At 72.9% G+C, this 18698-nt stretch carries 19 protein-coding genes; 10 read left to right on the top strand and 9 right to left on the bottom strand.

Annotation, left to right across the window (positions count from 1 at the left end; all coding sequences use genetic code 11):
• Positions 1–645: 645 nt before the first annotated feature.
• Genes ACGF1Z_RS16265 through ACGF1Z_RS16255 form a run of 3 tightly spaced genes read right to left on the bottom strand, consistent with a single transcriptional unit; the run spans position 646 to position 4576 of the window.
• A complete protein-coding gene (locus ACGF1Z_RS16265; RefSeq protein ID WP_393004375.1) occupies positions 646–1971 on the bottom strand; it encodes an O-antigen ligase family protein in 1326 nt (441 codons plus the stop codon).
• A 2-nt stretch (positions 1972–1973) separates the two neighbouring features.
• Positions 1974–3407: a sugar transferase gene (locus ACGF1Z_RS16260; RefSeq protein WP_393004373.1), complete on the bottom strand. Its 1434-nt coding sequence runs from the start codon at positions 3405–3407 to the stop codon at positions 1974–1976.
• The gene (locus tag ACGF1Z_RS16255; protein ID WP_393004371.1) at positions 3404–4576 is read right to left on the bottom strand and encodes a glycosyltransferase family 4 protein; all 1173 of its coding nucleotides are present in this window, start codon (positions 4574–4576) and stop codon (positions 3404–3406) included. Before ACGF1Z_RS16255 ends, ACGF1Z_RS16260 begins: the two co-directional genes overlap by 4 nt.
• A 998-nt stretch (positions 4577–5574) precedes the next feature.
• Between ACGF1Z_RS16255 and ACGF1Z_RS16250 the strand changes: the two genes are divergently transcribed.
• The 6 genes from ACGF1Z_RS16250 to ACGF1Z_RS16225 all read left to right on the top strand — a co-directional run bounded on the left by ACGF1Z_RS16250 (position 5575) and on the right by ACGF1Z_RS16225 (position 9499).
• Complete coding sequence (locus tag ACGF1Z_RS16250) at positions 5575–5814, top strand: chaplin (RefSeq protein ID WP_393004369.1); 240 nt, start codon at positions 5575–5577, stop codon at positions 5812–5814.
• Positions 5815–6091: 277 nt separating this feature from the next.
• Complete coding sequence (locus ACGF1Z_RS16245) at positions 6092–6736, top strand: hypothetical protein (RefSeq protein ID WP_393004367.1); 645 nt, start codon at positions 6092–6094, stop codon at positions 6734–6736.
• Positions 6737–7018: 282 nt separating this feature from the next.
• Positions 7019–7297 (top strand): hypothetical protein, encoded by a 279-nt coding sequence (locus ACGF1Z_RS16240; RefSeq protein ID WP_393004365.1) that lies wholly within the window; start codon positions 7019–7021, stop codon positions 7295–7297.
• Between the two features lie 254 nt (positions 7298–7551).
• On the top strand, positions 7552–8313 hold the full coding sequence (locus tag ACGF1Z_RS16235; RefSeq protein WP_393004363.1) for an LPXTG cell wall anchor domain-containing protein: 762 nt from the start codon (positions 7552–7554) through the stop codon (positions 8311–8313).
• A gap of 115 nt (positions 8314–8428) precedes the next feature.
• A complete protein-coding gene (locus tag ACGF1Z_RS16230; RefSeq protein ID WP_393004361.1) occupies positions 8429–8926 on the top strand; it encodes a hypothetical protein in 498 nt (165 codons plus the stop codon).
• Positions 8927–9226: 300 nt separating this feature from the next.
• A complete protein-coding gene (locus tag ACGF1Z_RS16225; RefSeq protein ID WP_376638329.1) occupies positions 9227–9499 on the top strand; it encodes a chaplin in 273 nt (90 codons plus the stop codon).
• A gap of 60 nt (positions 9500–9559) precedes the next feature.
• Here ACGF1Z_RS16225 and ACGF1Z_RS16220 read toward each other — a convergent pair whose 3' ends face one another.
• Together ACGF1Z_RS16220 and ACGF1Z_RS16215 are read right to left on the bottom strand one after the other, a co-directional pair.
• On the bottom strand, positions 9560–10426 hold the full coding sequence (locus ACGF1Z_RS16220; protein WP_393004358.1) for a tyrosinase family protein: 867 nt from the start codon (positions 10424–10426) through the stop codon (positions 9560–9562).
• Positions 10410–10796 (bottom strand): tyrosinase family oxidase copper chaperone, encoded by a 387-nt coding sequence (locus tag ACGF1Z_RS16215; protein ID WP_393004356.1) that lies wholly within the window; start codon positions 10794–10796, stop codon positions 10410–10412. Before ACGF1Z_RS16215 ends, ACGF1Z_RS16220 begins: the two co-directional genes overlap by 17 nt.
• A 149-nt stretch (positions 10797–10945) precedes the next feature.
• Between ACGF1Z_RS16215 and ACGF1Z_RS16210 the strand changes: the two genes are divergently transcribed.
• From ACGF1Z_RS16210 to ACGF1Z_RS16200, 3 genes are read left to right on the top strand one after another with little or no spacing between them, the layout of a single operon-like run.
• Positions 10946–11449 carry a DUF5949 family protein gene (locus tag ACGF1Z_RS16210; RefSeq protein ID WP_393004354.1) on the top strand — a complete coding sequence of 168 codons (504 nt, stop codon included), beginning with the start codon at positions 10946–10948 and terminating at the stop codon, positions 11447–11449.
• Between the two features lie 17 nt (positions 11450–11466).
• Positions 11467–12114 (top strand): vitamin K epoxide reductase family protein, encoded by a 648-nt coding sequence (locus ACGF1Z_RS16205; protein ID WP_393004352.1) that lies wholly within the window; start codon positions 11467–11469, stop codon positions 12112–12114.
• A gap of 1 nt (position 12115) precedes the next feature.
• The gene (locus ACGF1Z_RS16200; protein WP_393004350.1) at positions 12116–13138 is read left to right on the top strand and encodes a glycoside hydrolase family 26 protein; all 1023 of its coding nucleotides are present in this window, start codon (positions 12116–12118) and stop codon (positions 13136–13138) included.
• Here the strand turns inward: ACGF1Z_RS16200 and ACGF1Z_RS16195 are convergent.
• Both ACGF1Z_RS16195 and ACGF1Z_RS16190 read right to left on the bottom strand, forming a co-directional pair.
• On the bottom strand, positions 13092–13718 hold the full coding sequence (locus ACGF1Z_RS16195) for a TetR/AcrR family transcriptional regulator (RefSeq protein WP_393004348.1): 627 nt from the start codon (positions 13716–13718) through the stop codon (positions 13092–13094). The two genes, ACGF1Z_RS16200 and ACGF1Z_RS16195, sit on opposite strands and share 47 nt — an antisense overlap.
• Positions 13719–13745: 27 nt before the next feature.
• Positions 13746–14438 (bottom strand): hemolysin III family protein, encoded by a 693-nt coding sequence (locus tag ACGF1Z_RS16190; protein ID WP_393004346.1) that lies wholly within the window; start codon positions 14436–14438, stop codon positions 13746–13748.
• A 197-nt stretch (positions 14439–14635) separates the two neighbouring features.
• Here ACGF1Z_RS16190 and ACGF1Z_RS16185 point away from each other — a divergent pair, with 197 nt between their 5' ends.
• Positions 14636–16459 (top strand): phosphoenolpyruvate carboxykinase (GTP), encoded by a 1824-nt coding sequence (locus ACGF1Z_RS16185; RefSeq protein WP_393004344.1) that lies wholly within the window; start codon positions 14636–14638, stop codon positions 16457–16459.
• Positions 16460–16873: 414 nt separating this feature from the next.
• Here ACGF1Z_RS16185 and ACGF1Z_RS16180 read toward each other — a convergent pair whose 3' ends face one another.
• Both ACGF1Z_RS16180 and ACGF1Z_RS16175 read right to left on the bottom strand, forming a co-directional pair.
• Complete coding sequence (locus tag ACGF1Z_RS16180) at positions 16874–17266, bottom strand: hypothetical protein (protein WP_393004342.1); 393 nt, start codon at positions 17264–17266, stop codon at positions 16874–16876.
• Positions 17267–17415: 149 nt separating this feature from the next.
• Complete coding sequence (locus ACGF1Z_RS16175) at positions 17416–18627, bottom strand: pyridoxal phosphate-dependent aminotransferase (protein ID WP_393004340.1); 1212 nt, start codon at positions 18625–18627, stop codon at positions 17416–17418.
• Positions 18628–18698 lie beyond the last annotated feature (71 nt).

The raw sequence follows: 18698 nt of genomic DNA, 5'->3' as shown, positions 1-18698 counted from the left end.
TCGATCCGCGCCCCCGCCGCGGCCGGCGGCAGCCCGCAGAGGGCGTCCGCCGACGGCGTCGGCGACCAGGGGTCGGCGGAGGGGGCCGGGTGCGGCGCGTCGCGGTGCGCCGGGCGGTCGGCGGGAGCGCCGGGGGGCAGGGGGCGTGCGTCACTCCTCGGCGGAAGGCCGCACAGGGCGTCCGCGGGCGGGAGGGCCGACCACGGGTCGCCGGGGCCCGCCGGAGGGGCCGCCGCCGACGGGCCGGTGAACCCGTGTCCGCCGTCGGGGCCGGGGACCGGCGCGTGCGGTGTCAGCCGGCCGGACCCCGGGGGCCCGCCGGGGGCGAAGGGGACGGCGCCGTCCCGTCCGCCGGCGTGCGCGGCGAGCGGGACGGCGCTCTCGGTGGGGGAGGACGGCGGCGGCGCCCACGGGGCGTGCGGCGCGGGGGCGTCGAGCGGCGGGGCGCCGCGGCCCGGGGCCGTCCACGCGTCGTCGGGCGGGACGCCGCGGACGAGCCGCCCGTGGCCGGGGCGCCCGGCCGGAGGAGCGAGGGCCCCGGCGTCCGGCCCGGCGTCGTGCCGCCCGCTCCGCGCCGGGCCGCGCTCGGCCGGCGGCCCCGGCGGGCCGGTGGCGTCCGTCGGGGGCTGGAGGGGGGACCAGGGGTCACGCACGCCGCACCTCCGCCAGCGACCACCAGGCCGCCAGGCCGAGGACGACGGACATCAGGACCGTCGAGGGGCCGCCGATGTCCGCGTAGAAGAAGTCGACGAGCTGCCAGGTCAGCAGGCCGATCGCGACCAGCGCGCAGTCCGCGCCGAGCCGGCGCCGGCGCAGGGCGGCGACCAGGAGGGCGATCCAGCCGCCGGCGAGCGCGAGGAGCCCGACGAGGCCCTGCTCGCTGAGGACGAGGAGGTACATGTTGTGCGGCGAGAGCAGCGGCTGCCGCGCGAAGGCCGCACCCGCGCCGGCCGTGTCGCTGCCCGAGGACAGCGCCAGCGAGGCGTTGGAGTCGCGGTACGCGGGGAAGCCCTTCAGGCCCACGCCCGTCAGGGGCTCGGCGCGCCACATGCGGCCCGCCGCCGCCCACATCGTGTAGCGGTCCGTGACCGACTGGTCGGGGGCGGCGGTGACCTGCGTGATGCTGGTGACGCGTTCCTTCACCAGGTCCGAGCCGATGCCCAGACCGCCGACCAGGACCACCCCGAGCGCCGCCGAGACGAGCGCCACCCGCCCGGCCCGGCGCAGGCCGGACAGGAGGAGCTGGAGCACGCAGGTGAGGATCGTGGCGATCCACGCTCCCCGGCTGAAGGACAGCACCAGGGGCACGAACAACGCGCCGGCGCAGGCCAGCGCGACGGTCCTGGTGCGCCCCGCGGCGCCGCCGAGGGCCAGACCGGTCGCGATCACGAGGCCGTAGGCGACGACCGTCGCCATGCCCATCACATCGGTCGCCCCGAAGGTGCCGACCGCCCGGACGTCCGCCCCCTGGTACGAGGCGCCGGTCCCCGTCAGGTACTGCACGACGCCCACCGCGCCCTGGAGCAGCGCGAGGCCGACGAGGGCCCAGGCCACCACGGCGAAGTCCCGCCGGTCGCGGACCGACAGGAGGACCGCCGCGGGGACGAGCACGAAGATCTGCACGTAGCGGGCGACGCCCGGCAGGCTCGCCCCCGGGTCGTTCGAGGTGATGGCGGCCAGGCAGACGCCGAGCACCGGCAGGCCCAGCACGACGGCCGCCGCACGGGTCAGCGGACGGGCCCCGCCGCGTACCAGCCGCACCAGACAGACGACGACCAGCAGACCCGACGCGGCGTCGGCGACCGTGCCCGTGCCGCCCGTTCCGCCCTGCGCGCCGCCCCCGCCGCCCGGCACGAGCAGCAGCGCGATCACGGCGAGGACCGGGGACAGGGCCCCCACCCGGCGCGCCCATCCCCGTACGTCCGGGCCGGCGCCCGGCACGGCCGCCACCGCCGTCGTCATCGTCGCCATCGTCAGCTTCCTGTCGGTCGCACGAGGCCGGCCGCCGTGCGCAGCAGGATGCAGACGTCCTGCCAGAGCGACCAGTGGTCGATGTAGTGGTTGTCGAAGCGGCAGCGGTCCTCGATCGAGGTGTCACCGCGCAGACCGTGCACCTGGGCGAGTCCGGTGAGCCCCACCGGCATCCGGTGCCGCGCCGCGTAACCGGCGTGCACCCGGCTGAACTGGGCGACGAAGTACGGGCGTTCCGGCCGCGGACCGACCAGGCTCATGTCCCCGCGCAGCACGTTCCACAGCTGCGGCAGCTCGTCCAGCGAGGTCTTCCGCAGGAAGTGCCCGGCGGCGCTCATCCGGTGGTCGTGGGCGACGCTCCACCGGGTCGCCGACTCCGTCTCGTCGACCGGCTTGAGCGTACGGAACTTGAACAGCGTGAACAGACGCCCGTTCTGCCCCACCCGCTCCTGCCGGAAGAGCACCCCGGGCCCGTCCGAGAGCCGCACGGCCAGCGCGCACAGCAGCAGCACCGGCAGCGCGCACGCCAGCGCCGGCGCGGAGAGGGCCACGTCGAGCACCCGCTTCGCGGTCAGGCCGCGCCGCTCGCCGATCGGCACCAGGCGCCGGCAGCCGTAGCCCCACAGGTGCTCGCCCATCGGCCCGTCGGCGGGCTCGCCGCCGATCCGCCAGGTCGTGCAGCCGTAGTGCTGGAAGAGGGTCACGAGTCCCGGGTCCTCGGTCAGGAAGATCGCGTCGCGGACCGTGTTCTGGATGACCGCCCGGTGGATCTCCTCCCGGCTGGTGAGGACCGGCAGCCCCGGCTCGCCGTCCGGGCGCGCGCCGACGACGCCGACCGGCCGGATGCCGTACTCCGGGCGCTGCGAGAGCGCGGCCGCGAACCGGCGCGCCGGTCCCGCCGCGCCCACCACCAGCGCTGACCGGGGGTGCGCCCGCGCCGCGCGGCGCCGCCGTCCGTGCACGAGTCCGCGCAGCACGGTCACCGCGACGACGTGCGCCGCGTAGGCGACGCCCAGCCGCAGCGGTCCGATCGCGAGCGCCGGGGCCACCGCGGCGACCGCGGCGGCCGTCACGCACCAGGCGACCCCGGCACGGGCGGCGAGCGCGGGCACCTCGTCCAGGACGCCCGTGGGCAACCCGGTCGGCCGGTACAGCCCGGCCCGGCCGTCGAGGAGTACGACGAGGGCCGTCACGAACAGCGCCGGCTCCCAGCGCCGGTGCGCCTCGGCCAGCAGACCGACCGCGAGCAGCACGGCGAGCGCGTCGGCCGCCACCAGCGGCGGCGCGGTCGGCCGAAGCCGCCCCGGACGGCGCGGCGGCAGCGCGAGGCGGTCGGAGTCGCCGCGCGGCGGGGTGAGGGAGGCGAGGCCCTGAAGGGTGCCCGCGGCGGGCCAGGGGCCGGGCGCGGGAGGGATGCCGGTGCTTTCCGTAGTCACTGTGCGATCGGCTCTCTGTGCTTCGTGCACCGCACTCCGGCCAGTTCGCGGTAGAGCTCCGCGACGGCCGCGCCGGTGCGCCGCACATCGAATCTGCTGAGTACGTGCTCGCGGGCCTCCCGGCCCAGCGAGTGCCGCAGTGCGGGCCGGGCCAGAAGGCGGCCCAGCGCTGCGGCGAGTGCGGCCGGGTCCCCGGAGGGGACCAGGCACAGGTCCTCGTGGCCGGGCGGCAGGCTCTCGCGCGCCCCGTCCACGTCGCCGACGACCACCGGCCGGCCGCTCGCCATCGCCTCCAGCGGCGCGAGGGCCATCCCCTCCCAGCGGGAGGGGAGGACGACGACGTCGGCGGCCCGGTACCAGGGCGCGGTGTCGGCCACCGCCCCGGCGAACGTCACCGAATCCCCGGCGGCGGCCCGCAGTCGCTCCTCGTCGGGGCCGTCCCCGACGAGGACGAGCCGCGCCCCCGGCACCCGTGCGAGCACCTCGGGCCAGGCGGCGAGCAGCACGTCCTGTCCCTTCTGCCGGCACAGCCGGCCGACGCAGACGACGAGAGGGCCGTGAGGCACGCCTGCCGCCGGGCCCGTGGCGCCGGCGGAGCCCGCGGGGCCGTCCGGTGCGCCGCCCGGCGCGGGGACGTGGGACGCCCCCGGGGCCGGGGTGAAGCGGGTCGTGTCCACCCCGTTGTGGATCACCGACCAGGGCGCCCGGACCCCGGCCCGCTCGCCGGTGAGCCGTTCCGCCTCGCTGACGCAGACGACACGGGCCGTCCAGCGGGCGGCCGCGCGCTCCCAGCGGCGGGCGAGCGCTGCCGTCGTGCCCTCGACCGCCTCGAAGGACCAGGCGTGCGGCTGGTACACCGTAGGGATCCGGCCGCGCAGCGCGAGACGGGCGCAGAGCCCCGCCTTGGCGCTGTGGGCGTGCACCAGCGCGGGGCCCGACGAACGGATCACCCGGGCGAGTTCGCGGGTCTCGCGGAACAGCCGCGGGCCCGGCTCGCGGCCGGCCCGCCAGGTGTACGTGTCGGCGCCCTCCGCCCGTGCCGCCGCGGCGAGTCCGGTGCCGGGCGGGCAGGCGACGGCCACCCGCAGGCCGGCCGCGAGCTGGGCGCGGACCAGGTCGGTCACGACGCGGGCGACCCCGCCGTCACCCGGCTGGACCGCGTGCAGCACGTCCGGGCGTCTCCCGGGCGCGGGCGTCCGCCCGTCGGACGAGGTCCGCCCGGAGGAAGGATGCGCCGAACCGGGCGGCGTCCTTCCCGCTCCCGAGGCGGATGTGGAATCGATCGGCCCCATGGCGCAGCGCCCCCCGCAGATCAAAGACGTCGGAGTCGTACCCCAGGGTGTTCTGATGAACGGGCAGTCGCTTCGCCCGACTTGTTCCCGGAACCGTGATGCTGGAGTCCATCACGTCGTCCGCGGAATGCGCGGAATCGGGGACCACGCCGTGCGTGCCGCCCCTCGGCGGGCCGCATTCCCCGGCGAGGCCGTCCCCGGAAGGTCCCCGGCAGCCGTCGTCCTGGGGCGGCTTCCGTCCGCCGGCGCCCAGGTTCCCGCCCGCGTGCGGGCGACCCCGGCCGGCCGGGGCACCGGCGGGCACCGGCGGTTCGGCCCGGCCGGCGGGGTACGCGTGGGCGCCGCCGGCCACGAACCGCGGCGCGCAGGGGACTCGGGCGGATTCGCCGGACCGGGGAGCGACGGCTGAGCCGGCCGGGATCACGGCGGACGGCGCCGCGTACGACACGGCACCCACGAGACCCCGGCGTACGGCATGAACGGCATCGACCGCTGAATTCCGCATACAGGTTCTCCGCTTTGATGAGAGAAGGAGAGGAAGACCCGTGGAGACCGGGGGCGAGGAAGGAGTCGTCCGCGCGAAATGGATGAACGCGCGACGGGGACGGAAGCAACGTTCGGAAACGTTATAACCCCCACGGCGGGCGATAGTAAGCATGAGATGCTCAATAACGCTAACTTCCGTGCCCGCGAAGCGGGTTCCTCGTTGGGCGTGTTGCGCCATTCCGCTGCCGGTCACTCGAATGACCCTCTTATGGCCCAAAGATCGGTTGAACGTCACCCGTTCGGGAGAGCAACCGATGAAATCCTCGGGCGTTGTTGAAGGAGCCGGGCGAAACCGTCCGTGCAGTAAATCGATCGAGGAGACGTTCTCCATGTCCCGTATCGCCAAGGCTGTCGCTCTGTCCGTCGGTGCCGCTGCCGCTGTCGCCGGTGCCGCCGGTGTCGCCGCTGCCGACGCCGGCGCCGAGGGCGCGGCCGTGCACTCCCCCGGCGTCCTCTCCGGCAACGTCGTGCAGGTGCCGGTGCACGTTCCGGTCAACCTCTGCGGCAACACCGTCAGCGTCATCGGTGCGCTGAACCCGGCCTTCGGCAACACCTGCGTCAACGCCTGATCTCGCACGCCGGATCGTGGTCCTTCCAAGGCCGGCGCACCGCCCCGCAAGGGGCGGTGCGCCGGCCTTCGCCGTCTGCTCGCTGTCTGGTGACTCGTTCGGGCGCACCCCTGTGCGCCGTTCCGTGCAACGGCGTACGCCCCCTGGAGGAGCAGGTCAGAGGGGCGGATTCACTCGAACGAGGTCGTGGCGCTCGGTAGTTTCGCGGTTGCGGAGCGCTATAAGCGCAGGCACGGTGGCGGAGAAGTTGTCCGACGCATAAGGAAAAGGAACACATATGCGTCCCCTGGCATCACGCCGCCTCACCGCCCTGGCGATAACCGCCGCCGTCACCCTCGGTACGGCGGGAACCGCCTTCGCCGACGAGCACCGACCGTCCCGCCCGGCCACCCATGCCGGCACCCGAGCACCCCTGGCCGACGTGGCCGCACTCCAGGCCGACGCCGCCGCGCTGAAGGCCGAGATCGAGAACGCCGTCGCGGCGGCGAAGGGCGCGGCCCCTCTGGGTGCCGCCCGGGCGTCCGCCGCCCAGGCGTCGGCGCCCGCACCCGTGGACGTGGGCGACGACCTGCTCGCCACCGTGCAGAAGGCGGTCGCCGACCTGCTCGCGGCCGTCACCTCCGGCAACGTGACCGGCGTCGTCCCCCAGCTCGCCTCGACCGTGACCTCGCTGGTCAACCAGGTCGTGGCCACCGCGCTCGGCAGCGGAGCCGCGGTCCCGGGCCTGCCGTCCCTGCCCGGCCTGCCGGCCGCCCCGGATCTCCCGGCCGTCCCGGATCTGCCCGCCGCGCCTGACCTGCCGGCCGTCCCGAATCTGCCCGCCGCGCCGGATCTGCCGGCCGCGCCGGATCTCCCGGTCACGCTGCCGTCGACGGACGGCCTCCCGGCCGCACCGCCGGTCTCCACGGGCGCCCTTCCGTGACGCCGCCGGCGGTTCGCTGACCGACCGCAATCCGGGCCGCGCCCGTCCAGGACTCCTGGGCGGGCGCGCCTTCTTTCTTTCACGCCCCCTTGCGCGCCCCTTCCTCGCGGATGGTCGGTAAATAACACCGGCCCTCATCGTTCGGGTGCAGTGTCGAGAAATCCCCGCTCCTGGAGTTTCCGGGGAGGACGCGTCTCGTTACAGAAAGTGGAACGGCGTACGGGGAATCCCCAACACCCCTGTACGGCACGTGACTTGCACTCCACTGGAAGGAATCTCTTCATGAAGCCCACCAAGGTTGCCGCGGCCCTCGCCGGTTCTGTGATGGCCCTGGGCGTCGCCACGCCCGCCATGGCCGCCGGATCGATGATGCCCACCAGCCTGGACGGTGGACTCGGCGCGCTCACCAGCGGCGGTCTGACGACGGAAGCGCTCAGCAGCACCACGGACGGTTCGCCCGTCAAGACCGTCACCGACACCGCCACCCAGCTGAACAAGACCGCCAAGGGCGGCTCGCTCCTCGGGGGCCTCCCGCTCGGGGCCGGCCCGCTGGGCGGCTGACCGTCGCTCCAGCCCCCGTGTGGTGACAGGCCCTGGCGGATCCCCCCTTTGCCAGGGCCACACTTCTGCGCGTCATCGACGTCCGATGGAATGATTTTCGGATCACTCGCCGTGTTGTCCCCGCGCTCCGCCCCTCTCGTCTCCCTACGCTCACGCCATGCCCCCGCACCCGGACGGCGTGCGGGGGAACGGGCCGGTCGTCGGAGCGAGGGGGGATCCTCGCCGGTCGCTCCCTTTCCCAGAGGAAGAGCGGTATGCGATCCATCATCAGCAGGAAAGTGCTCACCACCGCCGCGGCGACCGGCATCCTGTCGCTCACCGGTGGCTTCGCCGCGACCGTGAACTCCGTGGCCGCCACCGGGGATTCGCCCGGGCCCGACGGCGCACAGCACCGCCAGGTGCCGATGCCGGGCAACGCGTGCGGGAGCCACGGGCGCCCGGGGGATCCCGTCGCTGCCGCCGTCGCCGACATCTGCCACCGCGCGGCGCGGTCCGCCGTCGGTGGCGGGGAGGACGGGCCCCAAGGCCACGGCGACGACGGACCGGGCGGCTACGGCGACGACGAGCCCGGCGGATACGGCGACGAGGGCGAAACCCCGCCGGGTCACACGATGCCCCCGAGTACTCCGCCGGGTCACACGATGCCCCCGAGTACTCCGCCGGGTCACACGATGCCCCCGAGTACTCCGCCGGGTCACACGATGCCCCCGAGTACCCCGCCGGGCGAGCACCCGAGCACCCCGCCAGGCCATTCGACGCCCCCGAGCACCCCGCCCGGGGAGCACCCCGGTCCGCCCGGTCACCCGACGCCGCCCGGTCACCCGGGCGGGCCGGGCGGTGAGACGCCGTCCGCGCCCGGCCGGCCCTCCCGTCCCGGGGACCGTCCCCACCTCCCCGACACCGGCGGCGACTCGGCGACCCTCGCCGGAGCCGCGGCGCTCGGCGTCGCGCTCCTCGGCGGCGGCACCGTGCTGTACCGGCGCGGCGGAAGGGCGGCCCGCGCCGGCCGCCACTGACGTACGGCGCCGACGTCCCGTCAACCGAGGCCCCCGCCCTCACCGGTGGGGGCCTCGTATTGGTGCACTCAGGGGAATGCCGTCACGAAAACAGGCCGCAACTCGTTCGCAGGACATGAATCTGCGATCTCACGCCGGCCTGGGACTCCTCGCGGCCGCCCTCGCCTCCGCGGCCCTGGCGCCCTCCGCCGTCGCGGACGCCCCGGTGGTCGTTCCGCTGCAGGGTCTCGAGCCGGTCCTCCCCATGGACGCCCCGTCGATCGAGACCGGCGTCCCCACGCCGATCCCCGGCGCGCCCACCGGCTTCCACGAGGGCGTCGGCGCACTGCCTGACCTCGCCCTGCCCCGTATCCCCCTCGACAGCACCCTGTCGGAGACCGACATCGCGGCTCCGCTGCCCGAGCTCCTCAAGGGCAGCAGGCCCGGCACCGCCGAGGTCACCAGCCCGCGCTCCGAGATGAAGGCCGTCACCCCGGGCGCCACCGTGGGCAACGCGCTGCACGCGCCGCGCGGCGACGCGCTCGGCCTCCCGGGGCTGGGAGTGCCGGAGGTCGGCCTCCTCACCCCTGCGCTGAACGGTGCGCTCGATCCCCAGCTGGGCCTCGCCCCGTAACGCACGGCCTTTTGTACGACTGTTGATCCGGCGGGTGAAGACACGATTCTTCCCGGTACTCGCGGGGTCGATGCTCGTTGCAACAGAAGGCTTGTCGCATGGCCGCGGCCCGCGGATCCCGGACCGCTCCGTCGTATCCGACGGCGGGTGGAACGAGTGATCCGCGGGCCATCTTCTCCGATTCCCCCTCTCTTCCGTCCCTTTCGGCGCAATGGCCGTGACCCCTGGGCCCCAGCGCCGTTGAAGGGACATGTGTGGCCGTGATTCTCGCGGTCGCTTTCCACGTTCAAGGAGTTCCTGATGTCTCGCATCGCGAAGGCTGCCGCTGTCATCGCCGGCACCGGTGCCGTTGCCCTCAGCGGAGCCGGCCTGGCCGTCGCCGACTCGGGCGCCGAGGCTGTCGCCGCCCACTCGCCCGGCGTCGGTTCCGGCAACGTCGTGCAGGTCCCGGTCCACGTTCCGGTCAACCTCTGCGGCAACACCGTCAACGTCATCGGCCTGATCAACCCGGCCTTCGGCAACCAGTGCGCGAACGTCGACGGCGGCCACGACGACGGCGGCTACGGCGGCTGATCCTCGGCCTCCCGCCGTACGAGCGTCCCCCCGGCCCGCACGCGGGCCGGGGGGACGCTGTCATGCGTAGCGGTAGACGCCGCTGTGGTCGAGCAGCTCCGCCGGGGTCAGGTTCCACGGGCCCATGCGCTCGTGTAGTGCGGTGACCTTGCGGTACTGCGGATCACCCAGCGGCGGCGGGTCCTTGGGGAGGTAGCCGGCGCCCGGGTGGCGCGCCTGCCAGCGCGACCACAGCAGGTCGATGTAGGCGTGGTGCAGCCAGAAGACGGGGTCGTTGACCGAGCCGCCGCCGAGCATCAGCCCGCCGACCCAGCGGTGCACCCGGTTGTGCAGCTGGAAGCGGGCGTTGCCCTGGCCCTGCGCCCAGCCCTCCAGGCGGTTGCGGAAGCCGGAGCGGCTGGTGGAGTTCCACGGCGCCGCGTCGTAGGTCCGCTCCCGCAGCGCCTCGTCGACCTCGGCGGCCGTCGGCAGTCCGATCGGATCGCGCGGGCGCCCGAAGTCCCGGCTCAGGAAGCGCTGCTCGGTCATGCCGTAGCGCACGGTCCACCGGCCGGCGGCGTAGGCGAAGGGGCCGGTCATGACCTGGAGGTCGCCGCGGCGGCCGTTGCCGCCCAGGAAGTCCTCGCCCCACAGGGAGGAGGCCGGGGTGTTGTCCCGGGTCCAGTCCCAGTACGGCACGGTGACCGAGGGGTCGATCCGGCGCAGTGCGCGCTCGAACTCCAGCAGGAACTTGCGGTGCCAGGGAAGGAAGCCGGGACACATGTGGGCGACCCGCAGCTTGCCCTCGCCGTCGGCGGTGTAGTAATCGATGTGGGTGCGGACGAACTCGTCGTACCTCCCGCTCCGTTTGAGTTCGAGGACGGCGGAGACGAAGCGTCTCCGCTCCGCACTCGTCAGATCGCGCTGGTTCTTACGCGTGTACACCACGCGGGCTCCCTCCCGGGTGGACGCCGTGGCCGGCGGCGAAGCGGCTCAGCGGGGCGGGCCCCAGCCCGTCCACGGCCGCGCGGGTGGCCGCCAGCGGCGTCGGACAGGACTCGTAGTGGTCGATCGGGGTGACCCAGCCGCCGTCGGCGCAGCGCATGAGGTGCAGGGGCCGGCCGTCGACGAGGACCACGGGCTCGCCGGCACCTCCGCGCAGGCCGCGGAGGTGCCGCCCGCCGTACATCTCGTCGAAGACCAGCGGGTCCTCGGGGGACGACGGCGCGGCCGCGATGCGGGTGAGCGCACCGCCCGTGAAGACGGTGACGACCGCGGCGAAAAGGGAACGCAAGACCGCGCGGCGAGGGATGATCATGAGTGATCTCCTGGGGTCGACTGATGCCCTCTGGGCACAACGAGGAAAACCCCGGTTCGTTGCGGGGGAAATGCGGGCGGACGGAATGTCGGCCGAATGAGTGAATTCGGCTGAGGGTGGCGGGTGTTCGTCCCCTAGCATCCGGACCCATGACCACTTCCCACGCCGTGTCCGCGGCGCACAGCGCGCATTCGATGGGCACGCTCAGCGTCATCTCGTGGACCCTCGGGCCCACCGACGACATGCCCGCCACGCCCTTCCTGATGGTGTATTCGGCCGGGGACGGCCTGCACGGACCCGAGGCCGGTGAGGCGGAGCTCCGGGAGACCCTGGAGGGAATGGGCGTGCCGATCGGCGGCATCGTCGTCGACGCGGGCCAGGAGCGCGGGATCGGCGCGCATCTGCTCGTCGAGGCGGAGCGGGCCGTGCTCACCATGCCGTTCATGAACGCGCAGTGCCAGGTGCCCGTGGAGTGGCAGCAGGCGGCGTACGAGACCGGCCACGTCATCGTGAAGATCCCGGTCGTGCCGTGGCCGGACGCGGCGCCCGGCGTGCCGGTCGCCGAGGACCGCCTCAGGGCGTTCATCTCCGCCGACGAGGTCGTGCGGAACTCGGGCCACATCGCGGTGCCGGTGAGCCGGATCCAGGGCTGACGGGCAGGGGTGGCCTCATGGCGACGGTGAACGTACGGGGCGGAGTGCCGGGTCAGCGGCAGCAGGAGGACGAGCGGGCGGGCGGAGCGGGGACCGGCGCGAGCCGGGCCTTCGCCTGGATGCTGGTCGTGACGGGCGCGGCCGGGGTGCTGGCCGGGTGGGTCATCACGATCGACAAGTTCAAGCTGCTGGAGGACCCGGGCTTCCAGCCGGGATGCAGCCTCAACCCGGTGGTGTCCTGCGGCAACATCATGAAGAGCGAGCAGGCCGCCGTGTTCGGCTTCCCGAACCCGATGCTCGGTCTCGTGACCTACGCCGCCGTCGTCGCCGTCGGCGCGGGGCTCCTGGCCGGAGCCCGCTACCGCGGCTGGTTCTGGCTCGGGCTCAACGCCGGAATGCTCTTCGGCGTGGGTTTCTGCACCTGGCTGATGCAGCAGTCGCTGTACGAGATCAACGCGCTGTGCCTGTGGTGCTGTCTGGCCTGGACGGCCACGATCACCATGTTCTGGTACGTCACCGCCCACAACGTGCGGCACGGGCTGCTGCCCGCGCCGGCCGGGGTGCGGAACTTCCTCGGCGACTTCACGTTCGCGCTGCCGGTGCTGCACATCGGGATCATCGGCATGCTGATCCTCACCCGGTGGTGGGAGTTCTGGACCAGCTGACGTGCGCTCCCTACTGACCTGGCCGCGGGTGGCACTGGCCGTGCTGCTCGCGGCCGTCCTCGTGCTCGCCCTGGCGTACGAGCGGTTCGCGCCGGGCGGCCGGCGGAGCGCGGAGCGGACCGGGCCCGTGCCGCTGCCCGGGGTCGCCTCGGGGTTCTTCACCGGCTCCGACGAGGCCGGGGTGCGGCGGATCGCCGAGGTGGAGAAGTGGCTCGGCGGGGAGCCGCTGACCGTCGGGCACACGTATCTGCCGGGCGACCGCTGGTCGAACATCGAGGGGCATCCGGCGCTCTTCGAGCCGTGGGCACGGTGGAAGGAGGAGCGGCCGGGGCGCCTGTTCGTCCTCAACGTGCCGCTGCTCGACCGCAACGAGGAGGGGCTGGACGACTCCCGGGTGCGGGCGGGGCTGCGCCGTGGGGCGGCCGGGGAGTACGACCGGCACTTCCGGACGCTGGGCGAGCGGCTCGTGGCGCACCGGCTCGCGGACGCGGTCCTGGTGCTCGGCTGGGAGATGAACGGCACCACGTACAGCCATCGTTGCGGACCGGATCCGGAGAGCTGGAAGACGTACTGGCGGCGGGTGGTGTCGGTGCTGCGGGCGGTGCCGGGGCAGCGCTTCCGCTTCGACTTCACGCCCAGCCGCGGGCTCGACGCGGTCGCCTGGCCGCGCTGCTACCCGGGCGACGACGTGGTGGACATCATCGGCCTCGACGCCTACGACCAGCCCGCCGGGGTCTCGTTCGAGGAGCAGCTGACCGAGGACTACGGGCTCGCCTTCCACGTGCGGTTCGCGGAGGAGCACGGCAAGCCGGTGTCGTTCCCGGAGTGGGGACTGTTCCGCAACGGGGACAACCCGGCGTACGTACGGGGGATGCTGGACTGGTTCGCGCGGTACCGGCCGGTGTACCAGACCTTCACCGACTACTGCCCGCACGGGGTGTGGGGGTGTGCGGAGAACCCGCTGTCGGGCGAGGTGGTCAGGGGCGCGCTCGGCCGGGGGAGCGGAGCGTCAGACCGGTCTTGAGGGTGTCGACGGTCCGGTCGAGCAGCGGTACGAGATCGGCGTCGGCGCCCCCGTGTCCGGCCCAGTACACGGTGGCCTCGCGCAGCGCGCCGAGGACCGCGGCGGTGAACACCCGTACCTCCAGGGCGTCGGCGGAGCGGCCGGTGCGTTCGGCGACGGCGGCGGAGAGTAGCCGGCCGGTCTCGGCGGTGGTCTCGGTGAGCCGGGCCCGGACGGCGGGGTTCTCCACGACGAGCCGGGCGCGCAGCCGGGTCTCCGCCGGCTCGCGGGCGAGGGCGGCGGTGACCGCGTCGAGGACGACGGCCCGCAGCGATTCCAGCGGCTCCTCGCCGGCGGGGCGGGCGCGCAGCCGGGCGAGCATGAGCTCGTCCTGGTCGTCGGTGAGGAGGATGTCCTCCTTGACCGGGAAGTAGCGCACCACGGTGGAGGGGGAGACCTCGGCCGCGGCGGCGATCTGGTCGATCGTGGTCGCGTCGTAGCCCTGCTCGGCCACGAGCCGGTAGGTGGCCTTCCGGATCGCGGCGCGTGTCTTGAGCTTCTTGCGCTCGCGCAGGCCTGGGCGCTCGGGATTGACGGGCATGGCCGTCATTGTGCCTGCTCAGGCAGGTCAGGCGTGCTGGTACGCGACGAGCGAGATGCCGATGTAGTGGACGATGAAGGCGGCGAGGGTGAGGGAGTGGAAGACCTCGTGGAAGCCGAACCAACGAGGTGACGGGTTGGGGCGCTTGAGGCCGTAGATGACCCCGCCCGCGCTGTAGAGCAGTCCGCCGACGACCACCAGGACGAGGACGGCGACGCCGCCGGCCCGCAGGAAGTCGGGCAGGAAGAAGACGGCCGCCCAGCCCATCGCGATGTAGCAGGGCGTGTACAGCCAGCGAGGGGCGCCGACCCAGAAGACCCGGAAGGCGATGCCGGCGCCGGCGGCCACCCACACCGCCCACATGAGCGGCCGGCCGGTGGAGTCGGGGAGCAGCAGCAGGGTCAGCGGGGTGTACGTGCCCGCGATGATCAGGAAGATGTTGGCGTGGTCGAGGCGCCGCAGTACGGCCTCGCCGCGCGGTCCCCAGTCGCCGCGGTGGTACAGGGCGCTGATGCCGAAGAGCAGGCAGGCGGTGAGGACGTAGATCCCGCAGGCGATCCGGGCCCGGGGCGTGTCCGAGAGGGCGACCAGAACGAAGCCCGCGACGATCACCGCGGGGAACATTCCGGCGTGCAGCCAGCCCCTCAGCCGGGGCTTCACGAGGAGTGCCGGCGCGGGGCGCTGATCCGTGGCGGGGAGGTCCGGCGTCGCTGCAGTCATGGACCCGCATGCTACCTACGCGATCGTAAGCACCGGATATGAGTGGCGATGCTCACGTGTGAGGCCCTCTGGACATATGGGCGGTAGCATCGGATGATCAAATGAGTGCGGTCGGCACCGGATGAGCGCCTACGACGCATCCGGGTCGCAGCCCCCAAGGGGCATACATCTAAAAAACCCCTCTTCAAGGAGCAATCGTGGCGCGCGACAACGCGGCTCCCTCCACCGTCCCCACCCAGCACCGGGAACTCGTGTCCTGGGTCAACGAGATCGCCGAGATCACCCAGCCCGACAGCATCGTGTGGTGCGACGGGTCCGAGGCCGAGTACGAGCGCCTCTGTGAGGAACTCGTCGCCAAGGGGACCTTCAAGAAGCTCGACCCGGTCAAGCGCCCGAACTCGTACTACGCCGCCTCCGACCCGACCGACGTCGCGCGCGTCGAGGACCGGACCTTCATCTGCTCCGAGAAGGAGGAGGACGCGGGCCCGACCAACCACTGGAAGGCCCCCGCGGAGATGAAGGAGATCTTCGCCGGCGAGAAGGGCATCTTCCGCGGCTCCATGAAGGGCCGCACCATGTACGTGGTGCCCTTCTGCATGGGCCCGGTCGGCTCCCCGCTCTCCGCCATCGGCGTCGAGATCACCGACTCCGCGTACGTCGCCGTCTCCATGCGCACCATGACCCGCATGGGACAGGCCGTCCTCGACGAGCTCGGCACCGACGGCTTCTTCGTCAAGGCCGTCCACACCCTCGGCGCCCCCCTGGAGGAGGGCGAGGAGGATGTGCCGTGGCCGTGCAACTCCACCAAGTACATCTCGCACTTCCCCGAGACCCGTGAGATCTGGTCCTACGGCTCCGGCTACGGCGGCAACGCCCTGCTCGGCAAGAAGTGCTACGCCCTGCGCATCGCGTCCGTCATGGCGCGCGACGAGGGCTGGCTGGCCGAGCACATGCTCATCCTCAAGCTGACGCCGCCGCAGGGCGAGGCCAAGTACGTCGCCGCCGCCTTCCCGTCCGCCTGTGGCAAGACCAACCTCGCCATGCTGGAGCCCACGATCTCCGGCTGGACGGTCGAGACCATCGGCGACGACATCGCCTGGATGCGCTTCGGCGAGGACGGCCGCCTCTACGCGATCAACCCCGAGGCCGGCTTCTTCGGCGTCGCGCCCGGCACCGGCGAGCACACCAACGCCAACGCCATGAAGACCCTCTGGGGCAACTCCGTCTTCACCAACGTCGCGCTCACCGACGACGGCGACGTGTGGTGGGAGGGCATGACCGAGGAGGCCCCGGCCCACCTCACGGACTGGAAGGGCAACGACTGGACGCCGGAGTCCGAGACCCCGGCCGCCCACCCGAACGCCCGCTTCACCGTCCCGGCCGGCCAGTGCCCGACGATCGCCCCCGAGTGGGAGGACACCAAGGGCGTCCCGATCTCCGCGATCCTCTTCGGCGGCCGCCGCGCCTCCGCCGTCCCCCTCGTCACCGAGTCCTTCGACTGGAACCACGGTGTCTTCCTCGGCGCGAACGTCGCCTCCGAGAAGACCGCCGCCGCCGAGGGCAAGGTCGGCGAGCTGCGCCGCGACCCCTTCGCCATGCTGCCGTTCTGCGGCTACAACATGGGTGACTACATGGCCCACTGGGTCAAGGTCGGCGCCGACGCGGACCAGGCGAAGCTGCCGAAGATCTACTACGTGAACTGGTTCCGCAAGAACGACGCCGGCAAGTTCGTCTGGCCCGGCTTCGGCGAGAACAGCCGCGTCCTGAAGTGGATCGTCGAGCGCCTCGACGGCAAGGCCGAGGGCGTCGAGACCCCCATCGGCGTCCTGCCGACGAAGGAGGCCCTGGACACCGAGGGCCTGGAGCTGGCCGACGAGGACCTGGACTTCCTGCTCACCGTCGACAAGGACGTCTGGCGCGAGGAGGCCGCCCTGGTCCCCGCGCACCTGGAGACCTTCGGCGAGCACACTCCGAAGGAGCTGTGGGACGAGTACCGCGCGCTGGTCGAGCGCCTGGGCTGATGCCCTGACGGCACCACGAACTCGTGGCGGGTTGCCCCGATTTCCGCCCTGACCAGCTGGGGTCACGACGGCCCGCCACGACGCATCCGGCCCCCGGAGCCCCCTCACGGCTCCGGGGGCCGGCGCACGTCCGGGGGCCTCCCTCGGCGCCCCCGGGGATGAGCTTGCGCAGCAGCGGTGCGGAGCGGTCCACCGCAGCCCCCCTTGGCGGACGGGAACGCGAAGGCGTAGCCCCTGAGGGGCAGTTCCTCCATGTCCCAGGACCCGGAGGTCGCCGTCCGTGCGGTGAGGCCCCTGGCTGCCAGGGCCTTCACGACCTCGGGATCGGCGAAGAACCGGCGACGGGGCCCGGGGGCGGTCAGGGGTGGGTGGCGCCCGGTCCGCGCGGTGTCGTGGCCGCGCGGACCGGGGCCGTCAGGGGGTGCCGACCAGCGAGTCGCCGGCGAGGGCCGCCGTGTGCGCGTCCATGCGCTCGGCGGCGAGGATCGCGGCGGCCGTGTCGGCCCGGGAGGCGGCGACGACCAGGGCGCGGCCCGCGAGCGCGTGGGCCTTGTGGTGCAGCGCCTCGGCGGAGGAGCCGCTGAGTCCCGCGTGGCGGGCCGGCGGCGCGCCACGCAGCCGGGCGACCTGCCGGGCGATCAGCTCGCCGGCCTCGGTGTCGCCGAGCTCGTCGGTGACGGCGAGCAGGGCGGCGAGGTGGCCGGCGAGCTGGATGTCCAGCTCTTCCTCACGGGAGCGGTGCGGAAACGTGGTCCGGTCGTCGTCGGCCGTCCGGTGGACCGACTTGGTGCGGATCGGTTCGTACATGGGGACGGCCTCCTGCGATAGCTCTGGAGGCATCCTAGCTTGGATTCAATCTAAATTTGTGCCACGTCTGAAAAGAGCGGGTCAAGAATGGGTCCGGGGAGTCGCGGCCGGCGCGTCGGGAAGGCGCCGCACAGGTCCCCGGGTGCGGCTCAGTGCTGGCTGTAGCCGTCCAGGAAGTTCCCGATCCGGGTCACGGCCTCCGCGAGGTCCAGGGCGTTGGGCAGGGTCACGATCCGGAAGTGGTCCGGCTCGTGCCAGTTGAAGCCCGTCCCGTGGACGACCATGATCTTCTCGGCCCGGAGCAGGTCCAGGACCATCTGCCGGTCGTCCTTGATCTTGTAGACGCTCGGGTCGAGCCGCGGGAACAGGTACAGCGCGCCCTTCGGCTTCACGCAGGTCACGCCGGGGATCTGGGTCAGCAGGTCGTAGGCCACGTCCCGCTGCTCCAGGAGCCGGCCGCCGGGGAGCACCAGGTCCTCGATCGACTGGCGCCCCTGCAGGGCGGCGGCCACCGCGTGCTGGGCCGGCATGTTGGCGCAGAGGCGCATGTTGGCCAGGATCGTCAGGCCCTCGATGTACGAGGAGGCGTGCGCCTTCGGGCCGCAGACCGCGAGCCAGCCGGAGCGGAAACCGGCGACCCGGTAGTTCTTGCTCATCCCGTTGAAGGTGAGCACGAGCAGGTCGGGGGCGATGGCGGCGGTGGGGGTGTGGGTCGCGCCGTCGTAGAGGATCTTGTCGTAGATCTCGTCCGAGCAGACCACCAGATCGTGCCGGCGGGCGATCTCCGTCAGCCCGCGCAGCATCTCGTCGTCGTAGACGGCGCCGGTCGGGTTGTTCGGGTTGATGATCACGATCGCCTTGGTCCGATCGGTGATCTTCCGCTCGATGTCGGCCAGGTCCGGCATCCAGTCCGCCTGCTCGTCACAGCGGTAGTGCACGGCCGTACCGCCCGCCAGCGACACCGAGGCCGTCCACAGCGGGTAGTCGGGGGCGGGCACCAGGACCTCGTCGCCGTCGTCGAGCAGCGCCTGCATCGCCATCTGGATGAGCTCGGAGACGCCGTTGCCGAGGTAGATGTCCTCGACCGACAGATGGATGCCCTTGGTCTCGTAGTGGCTCATCACCGCGCGCCGGGCCGACAGCAGGCCCTTCGCGTCGCCGTAGCCGTGCGCCCCGGCGAGATTGCGCAGCACGTCCTCGAGGATGGCCGGCGGACACTCGAAGCCGAAGGCGGCCGGGTTGCCCGTGTTGAGCTTGAGGATGCGATGACCGGCAGCCTCCAGCCGCATCGCCTCCTCGAGCACCGGACCCCGGATTTCGTAACAGACGTTGGCGAGCTTCGTGGACTGGATCACCTGCATGACGAGAGCTTACGGCGGCGCCGTGCCGGACGCTCCGTGTTTTGGGACACGTCGGACACCCGGCCGGGTGT

The organism is Streptomyces sp. NPDC048018, from assembly GCF_043202995.1.
Taxonomy (GTDB): Bacteria; Actinomycetota; Actinomycetes; order Streptomycetales; family Streptomycetaceae; genus Streptomyces.
This window is presented reverse-complemented; position numbering and strand designations above follow the sequence as displayed.